Source organism: Corynebacterium sp. LK33 (assembly GCF_014334955.1).
GTDB classification, from domain to species: domain Bacteria; phylum Actinomycetota; class Actinomycetes; order Mycobacteriales; family Mycobacteriaceae; genus Corynebacterium; species Corynebacterium jeikeium_D.
On the sequence record NZ_PDGU01000002.1, the window covers coordinates 79,191 to 100,433 of the forward strand.

The 21,243-nt window shown below is 57.6% G+C and carries 22 protein-coding genes; 8 read left to right on the forward strand and 14 right to left on the reverse strand.

The window, feature by feature from the left end:
* Positions 1-55: 55 nt before the first annotated feature.
* From CRD20_RS00525 to CRD20_RS00570, 10 genes are all read right to left on the reverse strand, one after another.
* Positions 56-907, reverse strand: coding sequence for a pseudouridine synthase (locus tag CRD20_RS00525; RefSeq protein WP_080972844.1), 852 nt, complete (start codon positions 905-907; stop codon positions 56-58).
* Positions 908-1,285: 378 nt separating this feature from the next.
* Positions 1,286-1,975, reverse strand: a complete 690-nt coding sequence (bioD, locus tag CRD20_RS00530) for a dethiobiotin synthase (protein ID WP_070643541.1) — start codon at positions 1,973-1,975, stop codon at positions 1,286-1,288.
* 128 nt (positions 1,976-2,103) lie between these two features.
* Positions 2,104-3,474 carry an adenosylmethionine--8-amino-7-oxononanoate transaminase gene (locus CRD20_RS00535; protein WP_083310539.1) on the reverse strand — a complete coding sequence of 457 codons (1,371 nt, stop codon included), beginning with the start codon at positions 3,472-3,474 and terminating at the stop codon, positions 2,104-2,106.
* A 296-nt stretch (positions 3,475-3,770) separates the two neighbouring features.
* Positions 3,771-4,904 carry a hypothetical protein gene (locus tag CRD20_RS00540; protein WP_187404647.1) on the reverse strand — a complete coding sequence of 378 codons (1,134 nt, stop codon included), beginning with the start codon at positions 4,902-4,904 and terminating at the stop codon, positions 3,771-3,773.
* Between the two features lie 396 nt (positions 4,905-5,300).
* On the reverse strand, positions 5,301-5,915 hold the full coding sequence (scpB, locus tag CRD20_RS00545; protein WP_038625570.1) for an SMC-Scp complex subunit ScpB: 615 nt from the start codon (positions 5,913-5,915) through the stop codon (positions 5,301-5,303).
* A gap of 153 nt (positions 5,916-6,068) precedes the next feature.
* Positions 6,069-6,911: a ScpA family protein gene (locus tag CRD20_RS00550; RefSeq protein ID WP_172954612.1), complete on the reverse strand. Its 843-nt coding sequence runs from the start codon at positions 6,909-6,911 to the stop codon at positions 6,069-6,071.
* A gap of 3 nt (positions 6,912-6,914) precedes the next feature.
* The gene (locus CRD20_RS00555) at positions 6,915-7,790 is read right to left on the reverse strand and encodes a ParA family protein (protein WP_049189940.1); all 876 of its coding nucleotides are present in this window, start codon (positions 7,788-7,790) and stop codon (positions 6,915-6,917) included.
* Positions 7,791-7,854: 64 nt separating this feature from the next.
* The gene (locus tag CRD20_RS00560) at positions 7,855-8,793 is read right to left on the reverse strand and encodes a site-specific tyrosine recombinase XerD (RefSeq protein ID WP_187404648.1); all 939 of its coding nucleotides are present in this window, start codon (positions 8,791-8,793) and stop codon (positions 7,855-7,857) included.
* Positions 8,790-9,443 carry an NUDIX domain-containing protein gene (locus tag CRD20_RS00565; RefSeq protein WP_187404649.1) on the reverse strand — a complete coding sequence of 218 codons (654 nt, stop codon included), beginning with the start codon at positions 9,441-9,443 and terminating at the stop codon, positions 8,790-8,792. Before CRD20_RS00565 ends, CRD20_RS00560 begins: the two co-directional genes overlap by 4 nt.
* Before the next feature lie 48 nt (positions 9,444-9,491).
* Positions 9,492-11,123, reverse strand: a complete 1,632-nt coding sequence (locus CRD20_RS00570) for a CTP synthase (protein ID WP_187404650.1) — start codon at positions 11,121-11,123, stop codon at positions 9,492-9,494.
* A 143-nt stretch (positions 11,124-11,266) separates the two neighbouring features.
* Here CRD20_RS00570 and CRD20_RS00575 point away from each other — a divergent pair, with 143 nt between their 5' ends.
* Both CRD20_RS00575 and CRD20_RS00580 read left to right on the forward strand, forming a co-directional pair.
* On the forward strand, positions 11,267-11,785 hold the full coding sequence (locus tag CRD20_RS00575; RefSeq protein ID WP_187404651.1) for a type 1 glutamine amidotransferase domain-containing protein: 519 nt from the start codon (positions 11,267-11,269) through the stop codon (positions 11,783-11,785).
* A gap of 43 nt (positions 11,786-11,828) precedes the next feature.
* Positions 11,829-12,590 (forward strand): LURP-one-related/scramblase family protein, encoded by a 762-nt coding sequence (locus tag CRD20_RS00580; RefSeq protein WP_187404652.1) that lies wholly within the window; start codon positions 11,829-11,831, stop codon positions 12,588-12,590.
* 73 nt (positions 12,591-12,663) lie between these two features.
* Here the strand turns inward: CRD20_RS00580 and CRD20_RS00585 are convergent, their stop codons facing one another.
* A complete protein-coding gene (locus tag CRD20_RS00585) occupies positions 12,664-13,779 on the reverse strand; it encodes a triacylglycerol lipase (RefSeq protein WP_187404653.1) in 1,116 nt (371 codons plus the stop codon).
* A 424-nt stretch (positions 13,780-14,203) separates the two neighbouring features.
* Here CRD20_RS00585 and CRD20_RS00590 point away from each other — a divergent pair, with 424 nt between their 5' ends.
* From CRD20_RS00590 to CRD20_RS00610, 6 genes are all read left to right on the forward strand, one after another.
* A complete protein-coding gene (locus CRD20_RS00590) occupies positions 14,204-14,569 on the forward strand; it encodes a PH domain-containing protein (RefSeq protein WP_187404654.1) in 366 nt (121 codons plus the stop codon).
* 42 nt (positions 14,570-14,611) lie between these two features.
* Positions 14,612-15,040, forward strand: coding sequence for a hypothetical protein (locus CRD20_RS00595; protein WP_187404655.1), 429 nt, complete (start codon positions 14,612-14,614; stop codon positions 15,038-15,040).
* A 106-nt stretch (positions 15,041-15,146) separates the two neighbouring features.
* Positions 15,147-15,713 carry an ABC transporter permease gene (locus CRD20_RS11065; RefSeq protein WP_255468651.1) on the forward strand — a complete coding sequence of 189 codons (567 nt, stop codon included), beginning with the start codon at positions 15,147-15,149 and terminating at the stop codon, positions 15,711-15,713.
* Positions 15,714-15,728: 15 nt separating this feature from the next.
* Positions 15,729-16,040, forward strand: coding sequence for an ABC transporter permease (locus CRD20_RS11070; protein WP_255468657.1), 312 nt, complete (start codon positions 15,729-15,731; stop codon positions 16,038-16,040).
* Between the two features lie 48 nt (positions 16,041-16,088).
* Positions 16,089-16,757 carry an HAD hydrolase-like protein gene (locus CRD20_RS00605; protein ID WP_187404656.1) on the forward strand — a complete coding sequence of 223 codons (669 nt, stop codon included), beginning with the start codon at positions 16,089-16,091 and terminating at the stop codon, positions 16,755-16,757.
* Between the two features lie 41 nt (positions 16,758-16,798).
* Positions 16,799-17,872 carry a zinc-binding dehydrogenase gene (locus CRD20_RS00610; RefSeq protein ID WP_187404657.1) on the forward strand — a complete coding sequence of 358 codons (1,074 nt, stop codon included), beginning with the start codon at positions 16,799-16,801 and terminating at the stop codon, positions 17,870-17,872.
* Between the two features lie 331 nt (positions 17,873-18,203).
* Here CRD20_RS00610 and CRD20_RS00615 read toward each other — a convergent pair whose 3' ends face one another.
* The 3 genes from CRD20_RS00615 to CRD20_RS00625 are packed head-to-tail and all read right to left on the reverse strand — an operon-like array spanning position 18,204 to position 21,062.
* On the reverse strand, positions 18,204-19,190 hold the full coding sequence (locus CRD20_RS00615; RefSeq protein ID WP_187404658.1) for an RES family NAD+ phosphorylase: 987 nt from the start codon (positions 19,188-19,190) through the stop codon (positions 18,204-18,206).
* A 51-nt stretch (positions 19,191-19,241) separates the two neighbouring features.
* Complete coding sequence (locus CRD20_RS00620) at positions 19,242-20,204, reverse strand: sce7725 family protein (protein WP_187404659.1); 963 nt, start codon at positions 20,202-20,204, stop codon at positions 19,242-19,244.
* A 3-nt stretch (positions 20,205-20,207) separates the two neighbouring features.
* Positions 20,208-21,062 carry a sce7726 family protein gene (locus CRD20_RS00625; RefSeq protein ID WP_187404660.1) on the reverse strand — a complete coding sequence of 285 codons (855 nt, stop codon included), beginning with the start codon at positions 21,060-21,062 and terminating at the stop codon, positions 20,208-20,210.
* Between the last annotated feature and the right edge of the window lie 181 nt (positions 21,063-21,243).

Below are 21,243 nucleotides of genomic sequence, written 5' to 3' on the forward strand. Positions count from 1 at the left end.
CAGCTCCTTGTTGTTCCACTCCGTGGTTTTCTTCGTTCTTCTTCACTAGTGCCATTTACAGCCCCACCGCGTTGTAGAGAGAGGTCAGCTCAGCGCGGTTGAGTGCGCGGAGAGCGCCCGGAGTCTGCTCGCCCAGCTGGACAGTGTGAATCTTAGTGCGCACCAGGCGCTCGACCGGGTAACCCGCGGTCTTGAGCATCCGGCGCACGATGTGTTTGCGGCCCTCGTGCAGCTCGATGCGGACGATAGAGCGACCCTGCCAAACGTCGATAATCTGCGCCATGTCCGCCTTGGCGATGCCATCATCAAGCTCAATGCCCTTTTCCAGCTCACGCATGACCTTGGGGTCGACCTCACCGACAACAGTGGCCATGTAGGTCTTGGTGACCTCGTAGCTTGGGTGCATCAGACGGTTGGCCAACTCACCATCGTTGGTGAGCAGCAGCAGCCCTTCGGTGGGCGCATCCAGACGACCAACGTGGAAGAGTCGCTGACCAGCGCTGATCTTCTCACCGATGATGTCGCCCACACACGGACGGCCCATGTCATCGTGCATGGTCGACTGCACACCACGCGGCTTGTTCAGGACGAAGTACTGCATGTCCTCATTGACGATGACGCGGGAACCATCAACGCGAATCACAGATGTGTTTGGATCCACCCGTACGCCCTGTCGCGTCACAATCTTGCCGTCGACCTCGACGCGGCCTTCGTCGATAAGCTTTTCCGCCATGCGACGCGACGCCACGCCTGCCTGCGCGAGCACCTTCTGCAGGCGCACGCCCTCACCTGCTTGGCTGTGAGCGCGCTTGCCCGAGCTACGACGGTCGGAGTCCACGTGCTGGTGGCGCGCCGGGCGGGCGTTGGATACGTAGATGTCCTTCGCGTGGACGTTGGAGGTCTCCATCTTCGCGCCGCTGTCACGACGGCTGCGATTGCGCTGGGCGTTAGTGGAGCCGTGTGCGCGGTTGGAGTGATTCTTACGGTTCTTGTGTGCCGGTGTGCCTTCTCGGCGAGCGGGTTTAGCCACTTGACCTACATCCTTTTCAAGCGTTGGAGAATGTTCTGTTTGTTAGAACGTCAGCGCCAGGCGACGCTGTTCTCTCCCCCGTGGGCCCAAAATGGCCGGTGGAAGCAGGTTAATAAAGAGAATTACAGAGAAAGCCTCGCGCCTTGTCGTCTAGTCACCTTAGCACGTTTCTCGCAAAACGCCAGCTTAACGACGTCCCGCGCGGCCTCTACTTCGAGGCGCCGCAAGAGCGCCCATTAAAGCGCTGCGGCTCCCCTACAGCGCTGCGGCCCACTCTCGCACGCCCGGCAGCCACTGCGTAGCTTTCGACACAAACTCCTGCTGACCCAGCGTGCCCGCTCCCGCCTGCACCGACCCCAGCAGTGGCACCCCGGTGATGCGTGGCAGTTCTTCCAGGTTCGTCTCGATGATCGGATCGACCTCCGCCGGCAGCGAACCGCCCACCAGCGCCGTGACATTGACCCCACGGCCCCGCGCCACCTCGACGGTGAGCTCGGCCTCGTTCAGGCACCCCAGGTCCAACCGCGTCACGACCACCATCTGGCTCCCCGGCAGCAACGCCGCCAGCTCCGGCAGCGCCCAGTCCTCGCCGAGCCTCACTAGCAGCCCGCCCGCGCCCTCCACGAGGACAACGCGGTTCGGCCCGTCGATAAGCTTGACCTTCTCCGCAATTTCCGTGGCCTTCGGCAGTCGCATGCCCGCGCGCTGCGCCGCCGCCACCGGCGCCATCGGCTCGGGGTAACGCTCGAAACCATGCAGGTTGTCGATCCCCGTCAGCCCCGCGACAGTGTCCAAATCGCCGCCATTTGGGCCCGGGAAGCCGGTCTGAATTGGCTTGACGACGTGCACCTCCTTGCCCTCCCCGCGTAGTGCCGCCGCCAGGGCTGCCGTGCCGATGGTCTTTCCAATATCGGTACCGGTGCCGGTGACAAGGACGATGCTCATGGTGGATGATGCTCCTTCTGCTTGTGGTGGTGTGTTGGTTGTGCTTCTTGTTGTGACGCTGTTGTGTTGCCTTGCTGCGCGGTTGGTCGTCGTGCCGATTGCGCTTCTTGTTGTGCTGCTTCGCTGCACTACCTACGTTTTTCCTCCGCGGCGACGATGGCGGCGATGGCCTCGCAGATACGGTCGACCTCGTCATTGGTGCTGATATACGGCGGCATGGTGTAGACCAGCTTGCCGAATGGGCGCAGCCACACCCCGGCATCAACAGCCGCTGCGGTAGCCAGGCCCATATCCACTGGACGCTGCATCTCCACGACACCGATAGCACCGAGGACACGAACATCGGCCACGGCATCGCTGCCGGCTAGGGGCTGGAGCTGGTCGCGGAGTCGGGACTCGATGCGCGGGACATCCTCACGCCACTGCCCTTCTGCAATCAGGTCGAGCTGCGCGCAGGCCACCGCACAGGCCAAGGGGTTGCCCATGAAGGTCGGACCGTGCATGATGCCTCCGCCTGGCCCACTGGAAATGGTGCGGGCTACGTCGGCGGTAGTGAGGGTGGCTGCGAAGCTCATGAAGCCGCCGGTCAGCGCCTTACCGACACACATAATATCCGGCACAATCCCGGCCGCCTGCGTCGTGAACAGATCACCAGCACGGCCGAAGCCGGTGGCAATCTCATCCGCAATGAGGAGAATACCGTGCTTGTCACACAGCTTCCGGAGCCCCACAAGCAGCTCATGGTCATGGAACCGCATGCCACCAGCTCCTTGGACTACTGGTTCTACGATGATGCCGGCGACGGAGTCGTCGATAAGCGAATCGAAGTGCGCGAGATAATGTGCGCGTTCCTCTTCGGTTGCGCCGCGGGCGGGTGGCTTGTCGGCGAAGACCTGCGGAGTCCACTGGCCCGTCCACAGCGAATGCATGCCGCCCTCGGGGTCGCAGACGGTCATGGGCGCGCGGGTGTCGCCGTGATAGCCGCTGCGCCAGGTGGCCAGGCGGGTGCGCTCGGGATGGCCTTTGGCCTGCTGATACTGCAACGCCATTTTGATCGCCACCTCGACGGAGACCGAGCCAGAGTCCGAGTAGAAGATGGCATCGAAGCCGGGGCCCGCGAGCTTCAAGAGTTTCTCCGCCAGCTCAATAGCCGGGCGGTGTGTCAGTCCGCCGAACATGACGTGCGACATGGTGGTGGCCTGCTTCTTCGCGGCTGCGACCAGCTTCGGGTGCGAGTGGCCGTGGCATGCGGCCCACCAGCTGCTCATGCCATCGATCAGGGTGCGGCCGTCTGCTAGGTGGAGGTTGACGCCTTCGGCGGACTCGACCAGTTTGGGCGCGACCGGTGACGGGATGGGGCCGTATGGGTGCCAGATGTGGTCGGCGTCGAAGGCTGCGAGGTCGGCGGCGGATGCTTGCGTTGGCTGCGGTGTAGGCGACTTCGCGGATGCTGGTGCAGACGACGGTACAAGCGGCTGGGTGGTTTCCGAGGCTGTCATGATACTCAAGCATAGTACCTGTACAGCGCCAGACTTGAACACTGTTCGGGGTTGGCGTTTGGGACTTTTCGCAAGGATTACAGACAGTCTCAGCGACTTTACGACACCCATGTCACCTCGTGGCAGCTGTGGAGGTGGCATGAGGTGACAGGGGTGTCGTGAAGTGAAATTTTGGGCTCGAGGGCAGCGGCAGCGGGCCGGGCGCGGCAGCGGCAGGGGGGCCGGGCGCGGCAGCGGCAGGGGGGCCGGGCGCGGCAGCGGCACCGGCAGGGGGCTAAACCCGATAAGCCAGCCAGCTAGTACAACCGTCCCGCTTGGCTCCACACCTGTCGGCGACGCATAGCCAGCTCAGCCGCCTTTCCTGTGATCGTGATGGGCGGCCGAGCGAAGACGTAGTTACCGTTGTAGCGGTTCCCGCCATTTGCCAGGTGACGTCGGATTTCCGCGGCCGTTTGCCTCAAGGTGGCTACTGCGGAGCCGTCGAAAAGCTGTGACCAGACAATCCGGATGACATTCAGCCCGAGATTCTTCAGGCGCTTTTCGCGCTCCAGCTCCTTTGCGATTGCCACCTGCGTGTCCGCAACCCCACCGTCGGTGTATTTCATACGGCCATCGAACTCGACGACCAGCCCAAGTTCGGGCAGGTAGAAGTCCACGCGTGCGATGAAGCCACGATCATCCCGAAAGGAAACCTGCTGAAGCAACGGAGCCCGAGAATCGTCGACAGAAGCTAGCCCCGCCTGGACGATTGCTTCTTTAGTGAGCGATTCCCCAATGCTTTCCGACAACGCTGTCGCTTGCCGCAACAACCTCCTGGCCTGTGCATTTCCCGGAGCACGGGGATACGCAGCCAACGTGGCCAACAGTTCCTCGGTATCGGTGTGGCGCTGGAGGGCGGCGTCGGCAAGCACTAGTGCATTATGCGGGGTGCGAGAACGGCAGACATCGATGACGGACTTTGGGACATCGGTGACGAGGCGGCCATCGACTTCCACAATGTCCTCGGGGAAAATGCGGCCCGAGACGCGGAGGAGGCGGTTGTGTGGCCGATATGGGCCATGCGGTGTGCTTCGCAATTGCCCACGCGTGCGGCCGGAGTTGGCTATCGCGATGGGAGTGCCATGCGTCAGTAGAGGTAAACCATGGAGGGCAGCGGCAGCATCGCGGGTGATTACGGTGGCGGTGCCGCGATGAATGAGCGCTTTGATTTCCAGAACGTAGCGTTCGGTGCTGTGTAAGGCGAGCCACCTGTCGACGGGCACGTACGCGCCATGCGCGAGCCACAGAAGGCTGCCGCTTTTGGCTCGCCGGTGGAGATCACGGTCGGAGTGCTGGCCGATTCGGGAAATTGCGAAGGTGCTGGGACGGGCGCATTCGCACTGCTGGCCGGTACGGATGATGTCGTCGGCGTCGTAGATCCACTGCGGCATCGGATTGCGCTCCTGAGGTCCAGGCAACTGCTGGTCGGTGGGTGGTGTGTGCTGGGCGGTGCGAGTGTTTGCGTGTTTGTGTGTTTGCGAGTGCTACGTTCTCATTTTTTGACACACGCGGAGGGTCAGGAGGCGTCGATTTGGCGTTGGCTGTGGATAGTTTGCAGTTTTCGGGAGTTATCCACAGGGCGTGCGGTGGGCGCAGCAGGGGGCAAAGACCCGTAGTGCGCAGCGAGCGGCAGTGAGCAGCCCCTAAACGCGACTTCACGACACCCATGTCACCTCGTGGCAGCTTTGGAGGTGGCATGAGGTGACACGCGTGTCGTGAAGTGGATCGATAACCGTGAAGTGAATCTAAAACGGAGTGGCTCGCCTAGCCACCACCCCAAGCCCTGCCTAGTCCAGCGGTTCGTCAATCAAGTCGACCTCAGGCAACAGCGGAGCCAAATCAGGCAGCTGATCCAGCGAATCAATCCCCAAAAGCTCCAGGAACAGCGTCGTCGTAACGTACAAATGCGCACCGGTGGCCGGGTCCTCTCCCGACTCGGCAATCAGCCCGCGCGCGACCAGCGTGCGCATCACACCATCAACATTGACGCCGCGCACACCGGAGACCTGCGCACGCGTGGCCGGCTGCCGGTACGCCACCACTGCCAGCGTCTCCATAGCTGCACGTGAGAGCTTCGACTGCGAGCCATCCAGCAAGAAGCGCTCCACCGCGCTGGCGTGCGCGGGAGCCGTGTAGAAGCGCCAGCCCTCATCCGTTTCACGCAGCTCAATGCCGCTGCGGCGCGCACGGTATTCGTACTCGATTTCGCGAAGCACGTCACGGATATCGCTTGCGGAAACATCCAGCGCCCGCGCCATATCCTCCGCCGCCACCGGCGTATCGACCACAAGCAGAATCGACTCCACGCCTGCTCGCAACGGGTCAATGGGTGGCAACTGCGCCGGAGAAGCAGACGCAGACTCCGTGGCCTGCTCGGATGGTGCGGAACTGGTTTCGCTCATGCGCGTCAGATTACGCAACCTCCCGCGCCGGGCGCTAATTAGTGGCCGCTAATTAGCTGGGCCCCAACTCAGCCCCAGCCCAACCAAGCCCGACCAAGCCCACGCCCGCCCGAGCCCGACCGAGCCCAACAGCCAGCACAGATCAACAGCCACCTACTCCCAGTTCGCCGCCGCCACGACGGCCGGGTCCACGTCGAGCCCGGTCCAGGCCACGTGGATTTCCTCCAGCGCTTCCTCCTGCTCCACACCGATCGCCTTGGCTCGGTAGAGCTCCAGTAGCGCCAGGAACCGTCCGACAACTTCCATGGACACGCGGCACTCCGAGGTCAGCTGCGTAAACGTCAACCAGGTCCCCTCGCCGGCCAGCCGCAGCGAGTCCAGAATTTTGCCCGCCTGCTCCGGCACGGACACGGGCACACCGTGGATGTGCCCGACGCCGACTTCCTCCGGCGGCTTCGGCCGCATCACGACGGCCGCAAACTCGGCGAACTCCCCGAGCGTCATGCCCAGGCGCACGGGCGGCAACAGCTCCTCGAACTGCTTGTCCGGCCCCACAGCTCGCGGATAGCGCCGCGGCGCGGTCTTTTGCCACTCCTCGAACTGGTCGGCCACCTTGCCGTACGCCTGGTACTGCAGCAGTCGGGCGAACAGCAGGTCGCGTGCTTCTAGCAGTTCGAGGTCTTCTTCGCTGTCGACGTCGCCACGCGGCAGAAGTCGTGCGGTCTTGAGGTCGAGCAGCGTCGCTGCCACGACGAGGAATTCGGTGATTTCGTCGAGGTCGCTGACTGCGTCGAGGCTGCGCGTGTACGAGATGAACTCGTCCGTCACCGCCGCCAGCGCGACCTCGGTGACGTCCATCTTTTTGCTGCTGATCAGCTGGAGCAGCAGGTCGAAGGGCCCGTTGAAGTTCGCGAGCGCGACGCGGAAGCCGGTGATCTCTTCCTGCACGCCCTCGCTTGACGACGGTTCGGGAGTGTAACTATCCGGGGAAGTCACCTATTATTTGCGGCCTTTGCGCTCGATGACCTCGCGGGCCAGGTTGCGATACTGCGCCGCAGCTGGGGTGTTCGGCGCCCAGGTGGTGATGGGCTCGCCGGCGACGGAGGTTTCCGGGAAGCGGACGGTACGGGTGATGACCGTGTCGAAGACCTTGTCGCCGAAGACCTCGATGAGGCGCTCCATGACTTCCTTGGCGTGGCGGGTCCTGCGGTCGAACATGGTGACCAGGATGCCGGAGACCTCCAGGTTGAAGTTCAGGCGGTCGCGGACCTTGGCCACCGTGTCGGTGAGCAGTGCCAGACCGCGCAGGGAGAAATACTCCGCCACCATCGGGATGATGACGCCCTCGGAGATGGTCAGCGCATTGACGGTCAGCAGGCCTAGCGACGGCTGGCAGTCAATGATGATGAAGTCGTAGTCATTCATCACTGGGCGCAGCGCGCGTCCGAGGGCCTGCTCGCGGCCGACTTCGTTGACAAGCTGAATCTCCGCAGCCGACAGGTCGATGTTGGCCGGAACGAGGTCCAGGCCGGAGACCTTGGTGTGATGAATGGCATCGCGGACATCGGTGGTGTCGTCGACGATGAGGTTGTAGACCGTCAGGTCGAGTTCCTCATGGGGAACACCAAGACCGGCGGATAGTGCGCCTTGCGGGTCCAAGTCAACGAGCAGGACTTTACGGCCAAACTCCGCCAGTGCCGCGCCCAGGTTAATAGTCGAGGTGGTCTTACCCACGCCGCCCTTCTGGTTACACATTGCCAGGATGACTGCGGGGCCATGACTGTTCAGGGGTGCGGGTTCCGGCAGCTCACGTGCCGGACGACCGGTGAGACCGAGTTCAACTCGATCGGCCTCAAACAACCCTTCTTCAGCCACAGTCAATCCCTCTTCCTTGAAGATTTCTCATCAATTCTACTGCGCGATATATTACCGCCACATATTACCGCGAGTATTCAGCCCGTGGGTGAGCCCCCGCCCAGACTCGTCGCATATTCTCCGCGGTAATCATGGTGTAGATCTGGGTCGTCGTCACCGAGGCGTGCCCCAGCAGCTCTTGGACCACGCGCACATCGGCACCGCCCTCAATGAGGTGTGTGCCGAAACTGTGGCGCAGGGTGTGCGGGGAGATTTTCACGCTCAGCCCGGCGCGCTCGCCTAGCTCCGCCAGCGTATTTCCCGCCGACTGCCGAGACAGCCTGCGCCCCAGCGAGTTAATAAACAGCGCCGGCCCGGAGTTCGCCCGCACCCAGCTCGGCCGCCCGCGTGTCAGCCACGCATCCAGCGCCGCCATGGCCGGCGATCCCACGGGCACGATGCGTTCCTTGCCGCCCTTGCCACGCAGCAGCACGAGGTTGGTTTCGCGGTCCACGTCATCGATATCCAGGCCGGTGACCTCGGAAACGCGCGCACCTGTCGAGTACAGAAACTCCACCAGCGCTCGGTTGCGCAAATCCGTCACGTCGGCGGTCTCATCGTCGGGGATGGACTCGATAAGCCGGGTGACCTCATCAATGCTGAGCGCCTTCGGATACCGCGAGGGCTGTTTCGGCGGCGCCACCCGCTTGGCGACATCCACGCCCAACGCGCCCTCACCCACCGCGAACTTGTGGAAGCTCCGCACGGCCGACAGCGACCGCGCCACCGAGGTCGGGGCAAGTGCCGGCCTACCCGCCGATTTATCTCCCCGCGCGAGATACGCCAGGAACTCTGACACATCCTGCTCGGTGACCTGTGCCAATTCCGTGCGCCCAATCTCCCGCAGATAGGTGCGGTACTTCTCTAAGTCGCGCTTATAACTGGCGAGCGTATTCGCTGACAGGCCCTTTTCCACCGCGAGGTAGGTCACGAAGGCGTCGACAAGCGGATCGATCGAACTCATCGGATACGTTTCAGGTCCGCGCCGGCGCCGAGCTGCTCCGTCCGGCGCTTCGCCAGAGCCGTCGGCCGAATCTCGAACGGCTCCGCGACCGAGCGCGGCGTCGCACCCCGCAGCAGCACCTCCGCCGCGAGCAGAATGCCGGACAGCGCGATGCCGTTGAGGACCTCTCCGCGCAGCGCCATCGCCACCGCCTCATCCACCGGAACCCACGACGCAGTCATGTCCGCTTCCTCATCGTGGGCTTCCGGCTTATCGACGGCACGGAGACCCCTGGCCAGATAAATCCGGACCGCTTCCTCTGCGAAGCCGGGCGAGCTGAACATATCGGTAAGCAGGGACCAGGACTCGGCCTCCAGTCCGGCTTCCTCGACCAGCTCACGCTTGGCGGCCTCCAGTGGGTCCTCGTCCGCGACATCGAGAAGCCCGGCCGGCAACTCTACCAGGCGCTTCCCTGCCGCCTGCCGCCACTGATTCAGCAGGTAGAGGCGGTTATCATCATCTGCGGCAACGACCGCAACAGCGCCGAAATGCTCCACGATCTCGCGGGCGGACACATTCCCACCCGGCATTCGCACCTGATCGCGACGAACCGCGATAATAGGTGCCTCGAGAACAATCTCGGAATCAACAACGTCAAATTGGTGCGCCATGAGTTTCACTCTAATAGGTAGGCCGGATTCGCCCTGGCGGAGCCGAAGCTAGTTGCGCTTGAGGGCTGCGGCGATGAGGCCGTCGAAAAGCGGATGGGCGTTGGTGGGGCGTGACTTCAGTTCCGGGTGCGCCTGGGTAGCCACGAGGTACGGGTGCACGTCCGTGGGGTACTCGACAAATTCAACGAGTTTGCCGTCCGGCGAGGTGCCCGAGATGACCAGGCCTGCCTCTTCGAGCTGGGCGCGGTAGGCGTTGTTGACCTCGTAGCGGTGGCGGTGGCGCTCGGTGACATCGGTGGTGCCGTAGAGGCCGGCGACGACGGAGCCTTCGGCGAGCTTCGCCGGGTAGGAGCCCAGGCGCATGGATCCGCCCAGGTCAGCCTCACCGGAGACGGCCTGCAGCTGTTCCTCCATCGTGGCGATGACAGGCTCGGCCGCGTTCTCGTCGAACTCGGTGGAAGAAGCGCCTTCAACGCCTGCGGTGCGCGCCGCCTCGATGACGACACACTGCATGCCCAGGCAGATTCCCAGCAGCGGCGTGCCGGTTTCCTTGGCGTATCGGATGGTCGCGATCTTGCCTTCGATGCCGCGCCCGCCGAAGCCGCCGGGGATGACGATCGCGTCAACGCCGGCCATGTTCTTCTTCAGCCCCTCCGGGGTTTCGCAGTCGTCCGAGGCAACCCAGCGGATGTTCGCCTTCACGCGGTGGGCGAAACCGGCGGCACGCACGGCTTCCGCGACGGACAGGTAGGCGTCCGGCAGGTCAATGTACTTGCCGACGAGCGCCACCGTGACCTCGCCCTTCGGGTTGTGGACGCGCTCGAGCAGGTCTCCCCACACGGCCCAATCCATGTCGCGGAACGGCAGGTTGAGGCGGCGGATGATGAAGGTGTCCAGGTGCTCTTCATAGAGGACCTTCGGGATGTCGTAGATGCTCGGCGCATCTGGGCAGGACACCACTCCCTCGCGGTCGATGTCGCACATCAGCGCAATCTTGTTCTTGAGGGAGTCCGGGACGTCGCGGTCGCATCGCAAAACGACGGCATCGGGAACCAGACCAATCGAGCGAAGCTCAGCCACCGAGTGCTGGGTGGGCTTGGTCTTCAGTTCCTTGGAAGGGCCGAGGTACGGAACCAGCGACACGTGCAGGTAGAAGACGTTTTCGCGGCCGACGTCGTGACGCACTTGACGCGCGGCTTCCAGGAAGGGCTGCGATTCGATATCGCCGACGGTGCCGCCGATTTCGGTGATGACCACGTCGGGCTTTTCGCCGTTCGCGTCCGCGTTCCCCATGGCGACGATGCGGGATTTAATCTCGTCGGTGATGTGCGGGATGACCTGGACGGTCTGGCCGAGGAATTCGCCGCGGCGCTCCTTAGCGATGACCGAGGAATAGACCTTGCCGGTGGTGACGTTGCCGCCGGCGGAGAGATTGCGGTCGAGGAAGCGCTCGTAGTGACCGAGGTCCAGGTCGGTTTCGGCGCCGTCTTCGGTGACGAAGACCTCGCCGTGCTGGAAGGGGTTCATGGTGCCCGGATCCACGTTGAGGTAGGGATCGAGCTTTTGCATAGTCACTTTGAGACCACGCGAGGTAAGCAGGCGGCCGAGCGACGCCGCGGTTAAGCCTTTTCCGAGGGAGGAGGCTACGCCTCCTGTAACGATGATGTATTTCGTAACCACGGGACTTCAGAATATCGCCTGCGCGGGTGTAAGCGCAAGCGACTTTTCACAATGGCGGAGATTAATTACACAACTAGGTAAGGCTTTCAAAAATCATGGTCGCCTGGATGCATAAACGCGACGATGCCGTTACCCTCGGGGCCATGACTGATTTAGCGAATAAGACCATTGCAGTATTGGCCACTGACGGATTCGAGGACTCCGAGCTGACTAGCCCGGCTGAGGCCGTGAAGGATGCCGGTGCGACCGTGCACGTTATCTCTACCGAAGACGGCTCCATTGAGGGCAAGAATGGTACGAAGGTGGACGTCGATAAGCTCACCAGCAGCGTTTCTGCTGATGATTACGATGCTCTGATTCTGCCGGGCGGCACCGTGAATGCTGACCAGATTCGCATCGATAAGGATGCCGTGGCCCTGGTGAAGGGATTCGCCGCAGCTAACAAGCCAATCGGCGTGATTTGCCACGGCGGTTGGATTCTCACCGACGCGGAAGCCTTGAAGGGCCGCACAATTACCTCCTACATCAGCGTCAAGACCGACCTGGTGAACGCTGGCGCCAACTGGGTCGATGAGGAAGTTGTCGTTGACGGCAACCTGATTTCCTCTCGTACCCCGGCTGACCTTGAGGCTTTCAACAAGGCGCTCGTAGAGAACTTCTAACCCACTCGCCTGCCCCAAGACTCATCAAAGGAAGGCTGTTGCCATGACTTCGTATTGGGATAATCCAAAGTCACTGTGGAATCAGATCCCACAAAATGATGCGGAAGATACTTCCGCTCAGCAGCCCTCCGCGGCTGAGCAGCCCTCCACTCCTGAGCAACCTCCCGCACCTGAACAGCTTCCGCCACAGCAAGGGCACTACCAGGGATTGCTCTCGCACAACACTATCGTTATCCAGCAGATTCGAAACTTCATGGCGGATGATTTCGACATCCTGGATACCGAGGGCAATTGCATCGGCAAGATTGAAACTACTGGCGGCACGCTGAGCCGCATTTTTATGGGCTCTCGTCGTCTGACAGTGTCCGAACCAGACGGCACTCCTGTGTTCGTTATTACCGATCCAACCGATTTCGCCCTTGACAGCTACGAGGTCTACTACCCCGACCCGCAGGCAACAAGCCCTGAGGGCAAGCAGCAGGTCGGAGCAGACTCATCGCGCCTATTGGCAACTATTCAGCAGAAGTTTGCGTTCTTTAAGCGGCGACTGGAGATTTCTATCCCCGGTTTTGCTCATTGCGAGGTCGACGGCGACGTTTGGCATTACGACGCAACCTTCAAGATTAATGACATCGAAGTTGCGCAGATGTCACGCAAGTGGTCGGGTTTTACAAATATGCTAACCGGCAATGAGCGCTATGTACTGCAGCTCAAGGATGATTTGCCGCCACAGCTACGCGCAGCCATTATTGGCGCCGCCATTGCACTGGATTTGATGGCGAAAAAGGCGCGATCCGACAGCTAGTAACTGCTGCCGACAACGCGCCCTAACCCTTGTCCGATTCTATTGCCAGTTACTGTCGCGGTCGCGACTATCGCTACCGCGATCCCGCAGCCTGAGCGATGCGTCCGTCGATTTCCGTGATGCCATCAGAAACGGCATTGACATGTTCAGGGCGAACACCGGCATTGTCATTGATGCCGCCTTCAACAACGGCGGTTACCGGTACACATGGAACCTCAACGTTGCGCCCCAGCGCATTAGCTACCAGCGCAATTGCCCGTGGCGAGAAAGTTAGTCCGATGTGGCCCGACAGGTCCGCAGAGCATCCATCCTGCAGCAGAATGTTGTTGGACGTTGGTGCCTGCCACTGGCTTGCAGCCATTGGAGTGACGGCTTCATCAACCTGGGTAGAGATTGCAACATAGTTGACACCCGGCTGCTCCAAGCCGCCCTCATTCATCTTGGCCATGAACTCGCTATGCTGCAGCAAATCTACCAGGCTCGGGCTGACAATGTACCCCGCAGCCTTGTTGCCAGCATTGTCGAACTGGTCGAGCTGCTCCAAACCATAGGAGATACCGAGCAGCGATGTGCCGTGCAGGACGCCCGCCAGGGACACTACCGTGCCTATACCCCGGCCCTGCTCCTGCTTGGCGTAAGCGGCAGCCAAGGTGCCACCAGCAGAGTGACCAACAATATCGACGGCGGTAGCACCAGTTTCAGCCTTGAGAGTGTCAATCTTTGCAGTCAGCTCAGCCAAAGCGGTGTCCAGCGGGGTCATGTTGCGCATGGTTGGAATAGAGCCAAGCACCGAAAACTCGTCAGGGCCCAGCTTGCCGACGTTAAATGCGTACAGGCACTTCCCCATTGCCTTTAGCTCCGGTGCCATGCGCGCATAGGTCTGGTACGAGTTCGAGTTCATCCCGTGGATCATGACCACCGGATTCTCTCCAGGAGCAGGAACACACTGCACATTTGTACCCTCTGGACTGATGTTTTCCGTCATCCCCTGGTTGACCATGACGGTGGGGAAATCATTTGCCTTTGGGCCCCACTCACCCATTCCGGTCCAAGACAGGACCTGATCATTACCAGTTGCCGAAGCCGGTGCGGCAGCCGCAATGGGAGCCCCTGCCATAGCGACACCAGCTACAGCTACCAGTGCCGTAGCTGACCGTGCCAGCTTCGAAAATGCTCGATGAGTGCCCATGATTACTCCTTGCGTAGAACAGTGAATAGTAAAACGCTTCCAATAAGAACTACGGCATGGGCAAGAGCAAGAAACAGGCTATGAATCGCTATCGTACTCTGAAAGGCGAGCAATCAAAGCCCCTAAATAGGGTTAATAAAATGTAAACTAAATATAACTATAATACTATCCACCTCCAGCTCCGCAGGCTTTTAAGGTGATGCCGACCATAGGGTGAAACAGAAGCGCGCACCCACCCCATTCCTGTGCACGCTGCGCTGACAGCACCTGCAAATATCTCGATACTTGCAGGTGCAAGGACCTGCTCAAGCACCAATTCAGGAGTTAGCTCAGGTACACCCGATAGAAATATTTTTCATTAACTAACGAATTAATCGTAAAATTATGCAGCCGAAAATTACCTTTACTTCCCTTGGAGGATCCCGTGGAAGCTGCAGAAATCACTAGTTGGACTTTTGTCGAAGAGACCTCAATTCCTAAGGACGCACAGGAGCTGATGGTTCAAGGCGAACAGCCCTACGTGGCGTTCAAGACATTCCGAGACTCTGCAATCTTCACCAATAAGCGTTTGATCGTCCGAGACGCGCAGGGGTTGACCGGAAAAAAGGTGGAGATGTACTCACTCCCGTACAGCTCCATCAACATGTGGTCCACAGAAAACGCAGGCACTTTGGATTTCAACGCTGAAATCGAGCTGTGGACTCGTGCGGGCAAAATCAAAATTAAAATTGGCCGCGGCCTCGATGTCCGTGCAATTGACCGGCTAATCGGTAACTGCGTGCTGGCGTAAAGGCAGCGACATCGGAATCTCACCGACCTAGAGGCACTTCACATGCACAAACGACACGTTTTCGCCCTCGCACTGACTATTCCAGCACTGTGCCTTTCGGCTTGCTCCAACGGAGAACCGGAAAAAGCACTGGAACCGACTACGGTCACAAAAACTGTCACCGGCCCAGAAAGCAGCACAGAATCGACTGCACAATCCACCACCAAGACCTCTAACCCGTCGACACCCCCGACCCGGACAACGGAAAGCCCCGGGGCCACTGGTTACACCGGCGCTCCTACTGGTGAGCCGACAGCTATAAACAAAACAATTTCGCATTGCGCGAAATCCTCGCAGGGTCTTTACGAGCAGGGCACCACCTGGTTTACCGACGGCACCTCCGGTTGGACACAGTATTGCGCCAACAATTTCTATGACGGTCCTTCCACGAACACTGCCCCAGAGCCTCAGAACAACGAGCCATCCTCGTAGGTTCAAGGCCAAATCGACTGGGCTGATTGCCTGAACTCTGGCCATTCCGAGGAAGAGTGCCGCGCGATGTTGAATTAGGCAACCCCGCCGCCTTCCACGAGATCTTATGCGCAATTCCGATTCTTCCCTGTTGTCCGGCACCTGGGTCGACCGCATGTGGGGCACGAAGGTCAAGGACAAGCGCAAGGCTGCCAAGCTGAATGCCACCGACGGTAAGCCGTCGATTACCCCTCCGTGGACTGCAGCCCGCGTTTCTTGCGTGCTGACCACCATCACACTTGTAGTCATCACCATTGCTGCATTTGCCGAGACAGAAATCTTTGCCTCTAATTTCTTCACCGGCCTGGCCAATCTGCCAGAGACCATGGCTCTGTTCCTGCCGCCGTCCTCCGGTGGTATTGCCGGCGAGATCTTCCAGCTGCTTCTCGATACCCTGCAGATCGCTTTCGCCGCCACCTTCCTCGGAGCTATCCTCGCCATCCCGATTGGCATCATGGCTGCCTCCAACGTGGTCGCCAACAAGTGGGTACACGGCTTCTTCCGCGTTCTCATCGTGGTCATCCGCGGTATCCCGGAGCTGATTCTGGCCATCATCTTTGTGGTCATCTCGGGTCTGAGCCCGGTCGCTGGTACGCTCGCGCTCGCTCTCGGCGCTGTTGGTCTGCTGTCCTAGCTCGTCGCCGACTCGCTGGAAGAAACCGACACTGACGTGCCGGAAGCCCTGCGCACCACTGGCGCAACCGAGTCGCAGATTTTCTTCGCCGCCACCGTTCGTCAGGCAATCCCGTCTTTCATTGCCCACTGCCTCTACCTGCTGGACACCAACATCCGCTCGGCCACGTTGCTGGGTGTCGTCGGCGCAGGCGGCATCGGCTTCCAGCTGCTCAATGCTTCTCGAGTCAACCAGTTCGACGTCGTCACCTACATCCTCATCCTCATGGTCGCTGTCGTCCTCGTCGTCGAGGCGCTGTCCATGTGGCTGCGCGCCGCTGTCCGCTAATCCGCCCCACTCCTGTCCCCATCCCCTTCTACCGAAAAGGAAAACTCCATGACTTACCAGCTCGCTATCTTCGACATGGCTGGCACCACCATCGACGACCGTGACGAGGTCTACCGCGTCCTCCGCGAAGCCACCGAACGCGAAGGTGCCCGCTACTCCGACGAGACTTTCCAGCGCTACATGGGCACCGAGAAGTTCTGGGCGATCGGCAATCTGCTCCGTGAGGGCGGCATCGAGCCGACCCCAGAGGTCCACAATCACGCCTGGGAGTTCTTCAGTGCCGAGCTTGCTCGCACGTACAAGGACAACCCGCCGACCCCGCTGCCAAGCGTCGAAGACATGCTGAAGGCGCTCCACGATAAGGGCATCAAAGTCGGCTTGACAACGGGCTTTGCGCGCGAAATCGTCGACATCATCGTTTCCTCTATGGGGTGGGACAACGGAATCATCGACACCGTTGTCGCCGGCGACGAAGTCGAGCACGGTCGCCCAGAGCCCGACCAGATCCTGGCTGTTATGGAGAAGCTCGGTGCGACCGACAAGTCGACTGTCATCAGCTCCGGTGACACCGAGGCCGATGTCCGTTCCGCCCAGGCCGCTGGCGTCACCAGCGTCGGCGTGCTCACCGGCCATCTGACTCGCGAACAGTTCGAGTCCCTCGGTGCTGATCATGTTCTGGATTCTTCCGCGAACCTGCTGGATATTGTTGGAAAGTAGGCTCCGGACTGTCAATCCGAACAAATAGGTACACAACACTGATGACGACTCCGACTCCCCCAACATCTTCCGCTCCTACTGCACCGATGGAAATGGCCCGGGCACTTGTCCGGCACGGCGGTGGCGACTTTCGCATGCAGGAGGTTCCTATTCCTGCTTTGCAGGAAGGTGAAACCTTGGTGGAAATCACCACTGCCACCATCTGTGGCTCTGACCGTCACACCGTGCTTGGTCGCCGCAGTGCGCCATGCCCCAGCATCTTGGGCCATGAAGGAATCGGAATCGTCCGCGCCACCCACAACCCAGATTTGCGGGTAGGCCAGCGTGTGGTGTTCTCTGTCACCTCACCGTGTATCGAATGCGACCGTTGTGAACGCGGCATGACTGCTAAATGTCGGAATCTGAAAAAGACTGGTCACGAGGCCTTCGATAGCGAATGGCCTCTTTCGGGAACCTATGCTTCCCACATCGTGCTGCGCAACCACCAACCAGTGGTAGTAGTCCCCGACTCGCTTCCCGATGTCGCTGCCTCCATCGCCACTTGCGCCAGCGCCACTGTGATGGCTTGTATGGAACAGGCTGGGCCCCTTGCAGGTAAACGAGTCCTGGTTATGGGCATCGGCATGCTCGGCCTCATCGCTGTTGAGGCAGCTGTTCGTGGTGGTGCCGCTGAGGTTGTGGCCATTGACCGCAATCAGACACGCCTTGAATGGGCACGAGAGTTGGGTGCGGTTGTTCCAAACCCGTCAGCTGCTGGTGACGATGCCGAACTAGAGCCTTTCAATATCGCCCTCGAATTCTCCGGCAGCGATTTCGGAGTCACCACCTGCATTGAAAACCTCGACATTGGCGGCCGCGCCGTCCTCGCAGGCAGTGTGGCAATTTCCCCGAGTTATGCCCTCAATCCGGAGTGGCTCGTCCGTGGCTGGCGCACCATCACCTGTGTCCATAACTACGAGCCCCGGCACCTAGAGCAGGCAGTGGAGTTCCTGGCAGATTCCCGGATTGATTGGGACACCGTTGTGTCGGCGCCGATTGCACTGGAGGAAGTGCCTGCGGAGGTGGAAGGGGCGCCGGGAACAATCTTGAGGGCTACTTTGCGCCAAAAAAGTTGAGCATTAGGACTAGTCCCCTCTATCAAACCGACAATCTCTATTGAGTTGTTCTCAACCGCAAACGATTCGTCTCCGAGTCCAATCCGGCATTTTGCCTCGGGAATTCCTCAAAGCCAACGCCACCAACACACCGGGAAGCAGCCCTCAACATTATGAACTCAATAAAGCAAATCCCGAAAAGAAAAACACCAGAAAACTAGATGCACGGAATAATCACAAACATACTAACCCCAGCAAAGGAAACATCCGTAACTTAGAAGCCGAAAAACATCCATAACATTGAAGAGTCCGCAAACTAAGACGAATACCAAACAGCGCGGTAGCCTCCAACCTAAAATGGTTGAGGGTAATGTTTATCATGTCCAAGAAAAACAGACGTAATTCGATAATGATGGAGGGAATAAGGATAGATGTTCGCTGGATTAAATAAGGTTAAGTTCACCCCATCGGCCAACGAACTGGAAAACCATACGCCATCCAGCTTTAACGACTTAAAAAACTCGCAAATATATTGAAACTGAATATAACTTCTCCCAGTTATATCTGGATTAATCGGCTGAGAGAATGCTTTTGCTAAATGTTCCAGAAAACAAACTACGGGAACTAGCTCACTAATTTCTTCAGCTTCACCGATACCGAAAGGGGAAACATAATCCCGCGGATCGACTAAGTTAACCACACGTTTTCGATTTAAATTAAATGAGCCAATAGAAACGATATTACCAGGAACGGCCCTTACTTCAGCCATGCAAGCTTCAATTGTGTTAGACAGATAAAGATATGGGATTCCAACTGGGTTAATCCTACCGCTACTAGCCATTTCCGGTGGCGGCGCACCCAAGCCCTCAAAATTATGAATCTCCCCGATTCGAGCCCGATACCATTTGCCTCCATTGTTCCCGCCAACGCTACAACTAAACCTATCCGCAAACTTAATTAGGCCTTGCTTCAAATCATCGAATGAGGTGTTAAACCAACGATTTTCATTAACAATTTCATCGCTAAACCTCTTCCAAACCTTAATATTATGAGAATCCAGACTATCCTCACGGAACACTGGATTAGTAGGGTAATCCTTGCCAAGGATATTCGAAAGCAAGGCTCGGGCCTTATGCGGCTCCAATTCGCTAAACAAATTCCAATCTTTGGTTAATAAATCCACGAAATCTGAACCAGCGCCAGACTCCTCACTGAAGTAGAGGTCCGCCAGCGCGCTAAACTCAGCGCGCATAACATTGGGCTCAATGACTTTTATGTCACTATTTCCACAATAACTACAATCACCGACTCGAGCTATGAGACCGTCATTGAAAAACATCGTTTCCAAAAACTGATCGTTAACACATTTCGCGCAGCAAAACATAGTTAATTACGAACTCTTCCGTAAGCTTTTAGTAATCAACTCCAAATGATGCAAGATAGAAAGCTTTTTAATATACCCAAGGCCGGGGTAATGTCGTTTTGAGTTTAACTCCAGGAACTCCTTCACAGCACTCGTTTCCAGTATCGGCAGACTCCCTGTCGATACTGCATTCGAAAGCTTCCCAGTGGCCTCAATAAATTTTCCAGCGTGATCCACCGGCGCATCGTTCGAATCTGACACAAAGTGGGCGCAGTACATTAGTCCCCAGCGATTGGCATCGACGTACGTAACATGTAGAGCGATAGCATAAGCCAATCCACCCGAATCAGAGAAGCTATTTCCAATGGTTTGAAAGTCGCCGAACCCATAACACCGATGTACTGAGTCATAGGTCATATACAGATCAGAGAATGGGTCAGAATCTCCATAATCACGATTCCGGGCAGCCGGTCTAAACCCATCGCTAATGTAAACCTTTTTATTATCCGCAAAATGTGACAAATAAATCGCAGGAGGATCAATAAAAGCGTGAACCAGATTTGAATACGCACCCAGCCTCTGATTCAATTCGCCGACGTTAACCGGCTCGGAGTGGAGCACCATCGCTTCGAAATCATTCGAGCTATTTACAGCTCTATCCAGTACATCCAAATCAGACTTGAGAGTGTCGTTGGATAGGATTACTGCAGGAATCACCCATCGCGAGTTAATATCCTTTGCTTCCGAGTATTGAACTACTTCATCTATCTTAATTTCTTGGCCACGCAATTGGCCAACCTTTGGATTAAGGATCAAGTAGCTTTTGAATCCGTTTTCCGATAGTTGATATAGTGCGGAATTCAGCGCCTTATAATCACTTCTAACCGGTTCTATAATTGGACTAACTAGTTGCGAATCACCAAACGACTCCGTCATATCCCGCAAAGCGATAAGTTCATATTGCTTTCCGCGCAAGTAAGGGAAGTACACTCTTTAAATCTCCTTCGATAGAGCTTGTAAATATTTTATACAGTCAGACTCGTTTTTTAATACAAGTAGCGCTTGTGATCTCAAGAATTTCGGATATTGTACAACGATTTCTGCTAGATGCGCTTGCGATCTAGTTTCCAACAAAGTCACCCGGACTACATCGCTGAGTAAGCGTCTATCGATAGACTTAAATTTCTCCGAAATAAATACTCTATGTTCACTATTCGGCATTCTCGGTACTTTTATACCTAGTTTATCTAAGACCGTAAAACACTCACTGACCCTTAATGAGTTGGCAATAGTCGTTGGGCTATTGAATTCAAGCAATTCAGTTGATTCTTTAATCGTTCTTAAGGTCTGCCTGCTCGTCAATTCTAGAACGCCAATTTCAGATGGAATCACTTCTACAATTCCTTCGATTTGACTGCTAGACGCCACCACATACATTCTTCTGAAAAACTTTTTGTAATCTTCGACTTGGGAGTTTAATCTGTTTAGATTATCTCGATCTGATTTAATCTCATAACCGGTAAGCGTACCATTAATGACACCAAGATCCGCCTTAGAATTTCCTACTCGAAACTCATTCAATACGGCTGTGGTCGCTAGACTATGTCGCCCAAGTACTATTTTTTGAACTATATTAGCTCTAAAAATATAGTCATCTCTAAATCCAGGTTTACTCAATGCCTTAAAAAATACGTTTAGTAAGTCTCCGATTGTATTAATTTCGGTATTTTCGATAGGAAATCCGCCCAATTCCGCTAGTCTAATAATCCCTTGGGGGTCAATGCTATTAGCGATATTCCGGGTGATTTTTGCTGAAAAAGCATTAGAAGCAGCTACTGTATTACTCATGGTCCTCCCTTCTCTTGTTTTGTATTCTTAGCGTTTAGGCCATCCAGGGTAATTGTGATTGCTTGGTGCCATAACATCAGCTGTCTATTTTTCTTCTTCATGTTGAAGTTATGGATTTTGTCAATCTCTTAGGCATATTGATTACAACTCCAAATGCTTTCATATCTATTTGTTTGCCATC

Excerpts from the sequence above, each read along its gene's own strand:
- CRD20_RS00525 (WP_080972844.1), bottom strand. The coding sequence starts at position 907 with ATGGAGACCTCCAACGTCCACGCGAAGGACATCTACGTATCCAACGCC.
- bioD (WP_070643541.1), bottom strand. The coding sequence starts at position 1,975 with ATGAGCATCGTCCTTGTCACCGGCACCGGTACCGATATTGGAAAGACC.
- CRD20_RS00535 (WP_083310539.1), bottom strand. The coding sequence starts at position 3,474 with ATGACAGCCTCGGAAACCACCCAGCCGCTTGTACCGTCGTCTGCACCA.
- CRD20_RS00540 (WP_187404647.1), bottom strand. The coding sequence starts at position 4,904 with ATGCCGCAGTGGATCTACGACGCCGACGACATCATCCGTACCGGCCAG.
- scpB (WP_038625570.1), bottom strand. The coding sequence starts at position 5,915 with ATGAGCGAAACCAGTTCCGCACCATCCGAGCAGGCCACGGAGTCTGCG.
- CRD20_RS00560 (WP_187404648.1), bottom strand. The coding sequence starts at position 8,793 with ATGAGTTCGATCGATCCGCTTGTCGACGCCTTCGTGACCTACCTCGCG.
- CRD20_RS00565 (WP_187404649.1), bottom strand. The coding sequence starts at position 9,443 with ATGGCGCACCAATTTGACGTTGTTGATTCCGAGATTGTTCTCGAGGCA.
- CRD20_RS00575 (WP_187404651.1), top strand. The coding sequence starts at position 11,267 with ATGACTGATTTAGCGAATAAGACCATTGCAGTATTGGCCACTGACGGA.
- CRD20_RS00580 (WP_187404652.1), top strand. The coding sequence starts at position 11,829 with ATGACTTCGTATTGGGATAATCCAAAGTCACTGTGGAATCAGATCCCA.
- CRD20_RS00585 (WP_187404653.1), bottom strand. The coding sequence starts at position 13,779 with ATGGGCACTCATCGAGCATTTTCGAAGCTGGCACGGTCAGCTACGGCA.
- CRD20_RS00595 (WP_187404655.1), top strand. The coding sequence starts at position 14,612 with ATGCACAAACGACACGTTTTCGCCCTCGCACTGACTATTCCAGCACTG.
- CRD20_RS11065 (WP_255468651.1), top strand. The coding sequence starts at position 15,147 with ATGCGCAATTCCGATTCTTCCCTGTTGTCCGGCACCTGGGTCGACCGC.
- CRD20_RS00605 (WP_187404656.1), top strand. The coding sequence starts at position 16,089 with ATGACTTACCAGCTCGCTATCTTCGACATGGCTGGCACCACCATCGAC.
- CRD20_RS00610 (WP_187404657.1), top strand. The coding sequence starts at position 16,799 with ATGACGACTCCGACTCCCCCAACATCTTCCGCTCCTACTGCACCGATG.
- CRD20_RS00615 (WP_187404658.1), bottom strand. The coding sequence starts at position 19,190 with ATGTTTTTCAATGACGGTCTCATAGCTCGAGTCGGTGATTGTAGTTAT.
- CRD20_RS00625 (WP_187404660.1), bottom strand. The coding sequence starts at position 21,062 with ATGAGTAATACAGTAGCTGCTTCTAATGCTTTTTCAGCAAAAATCACC.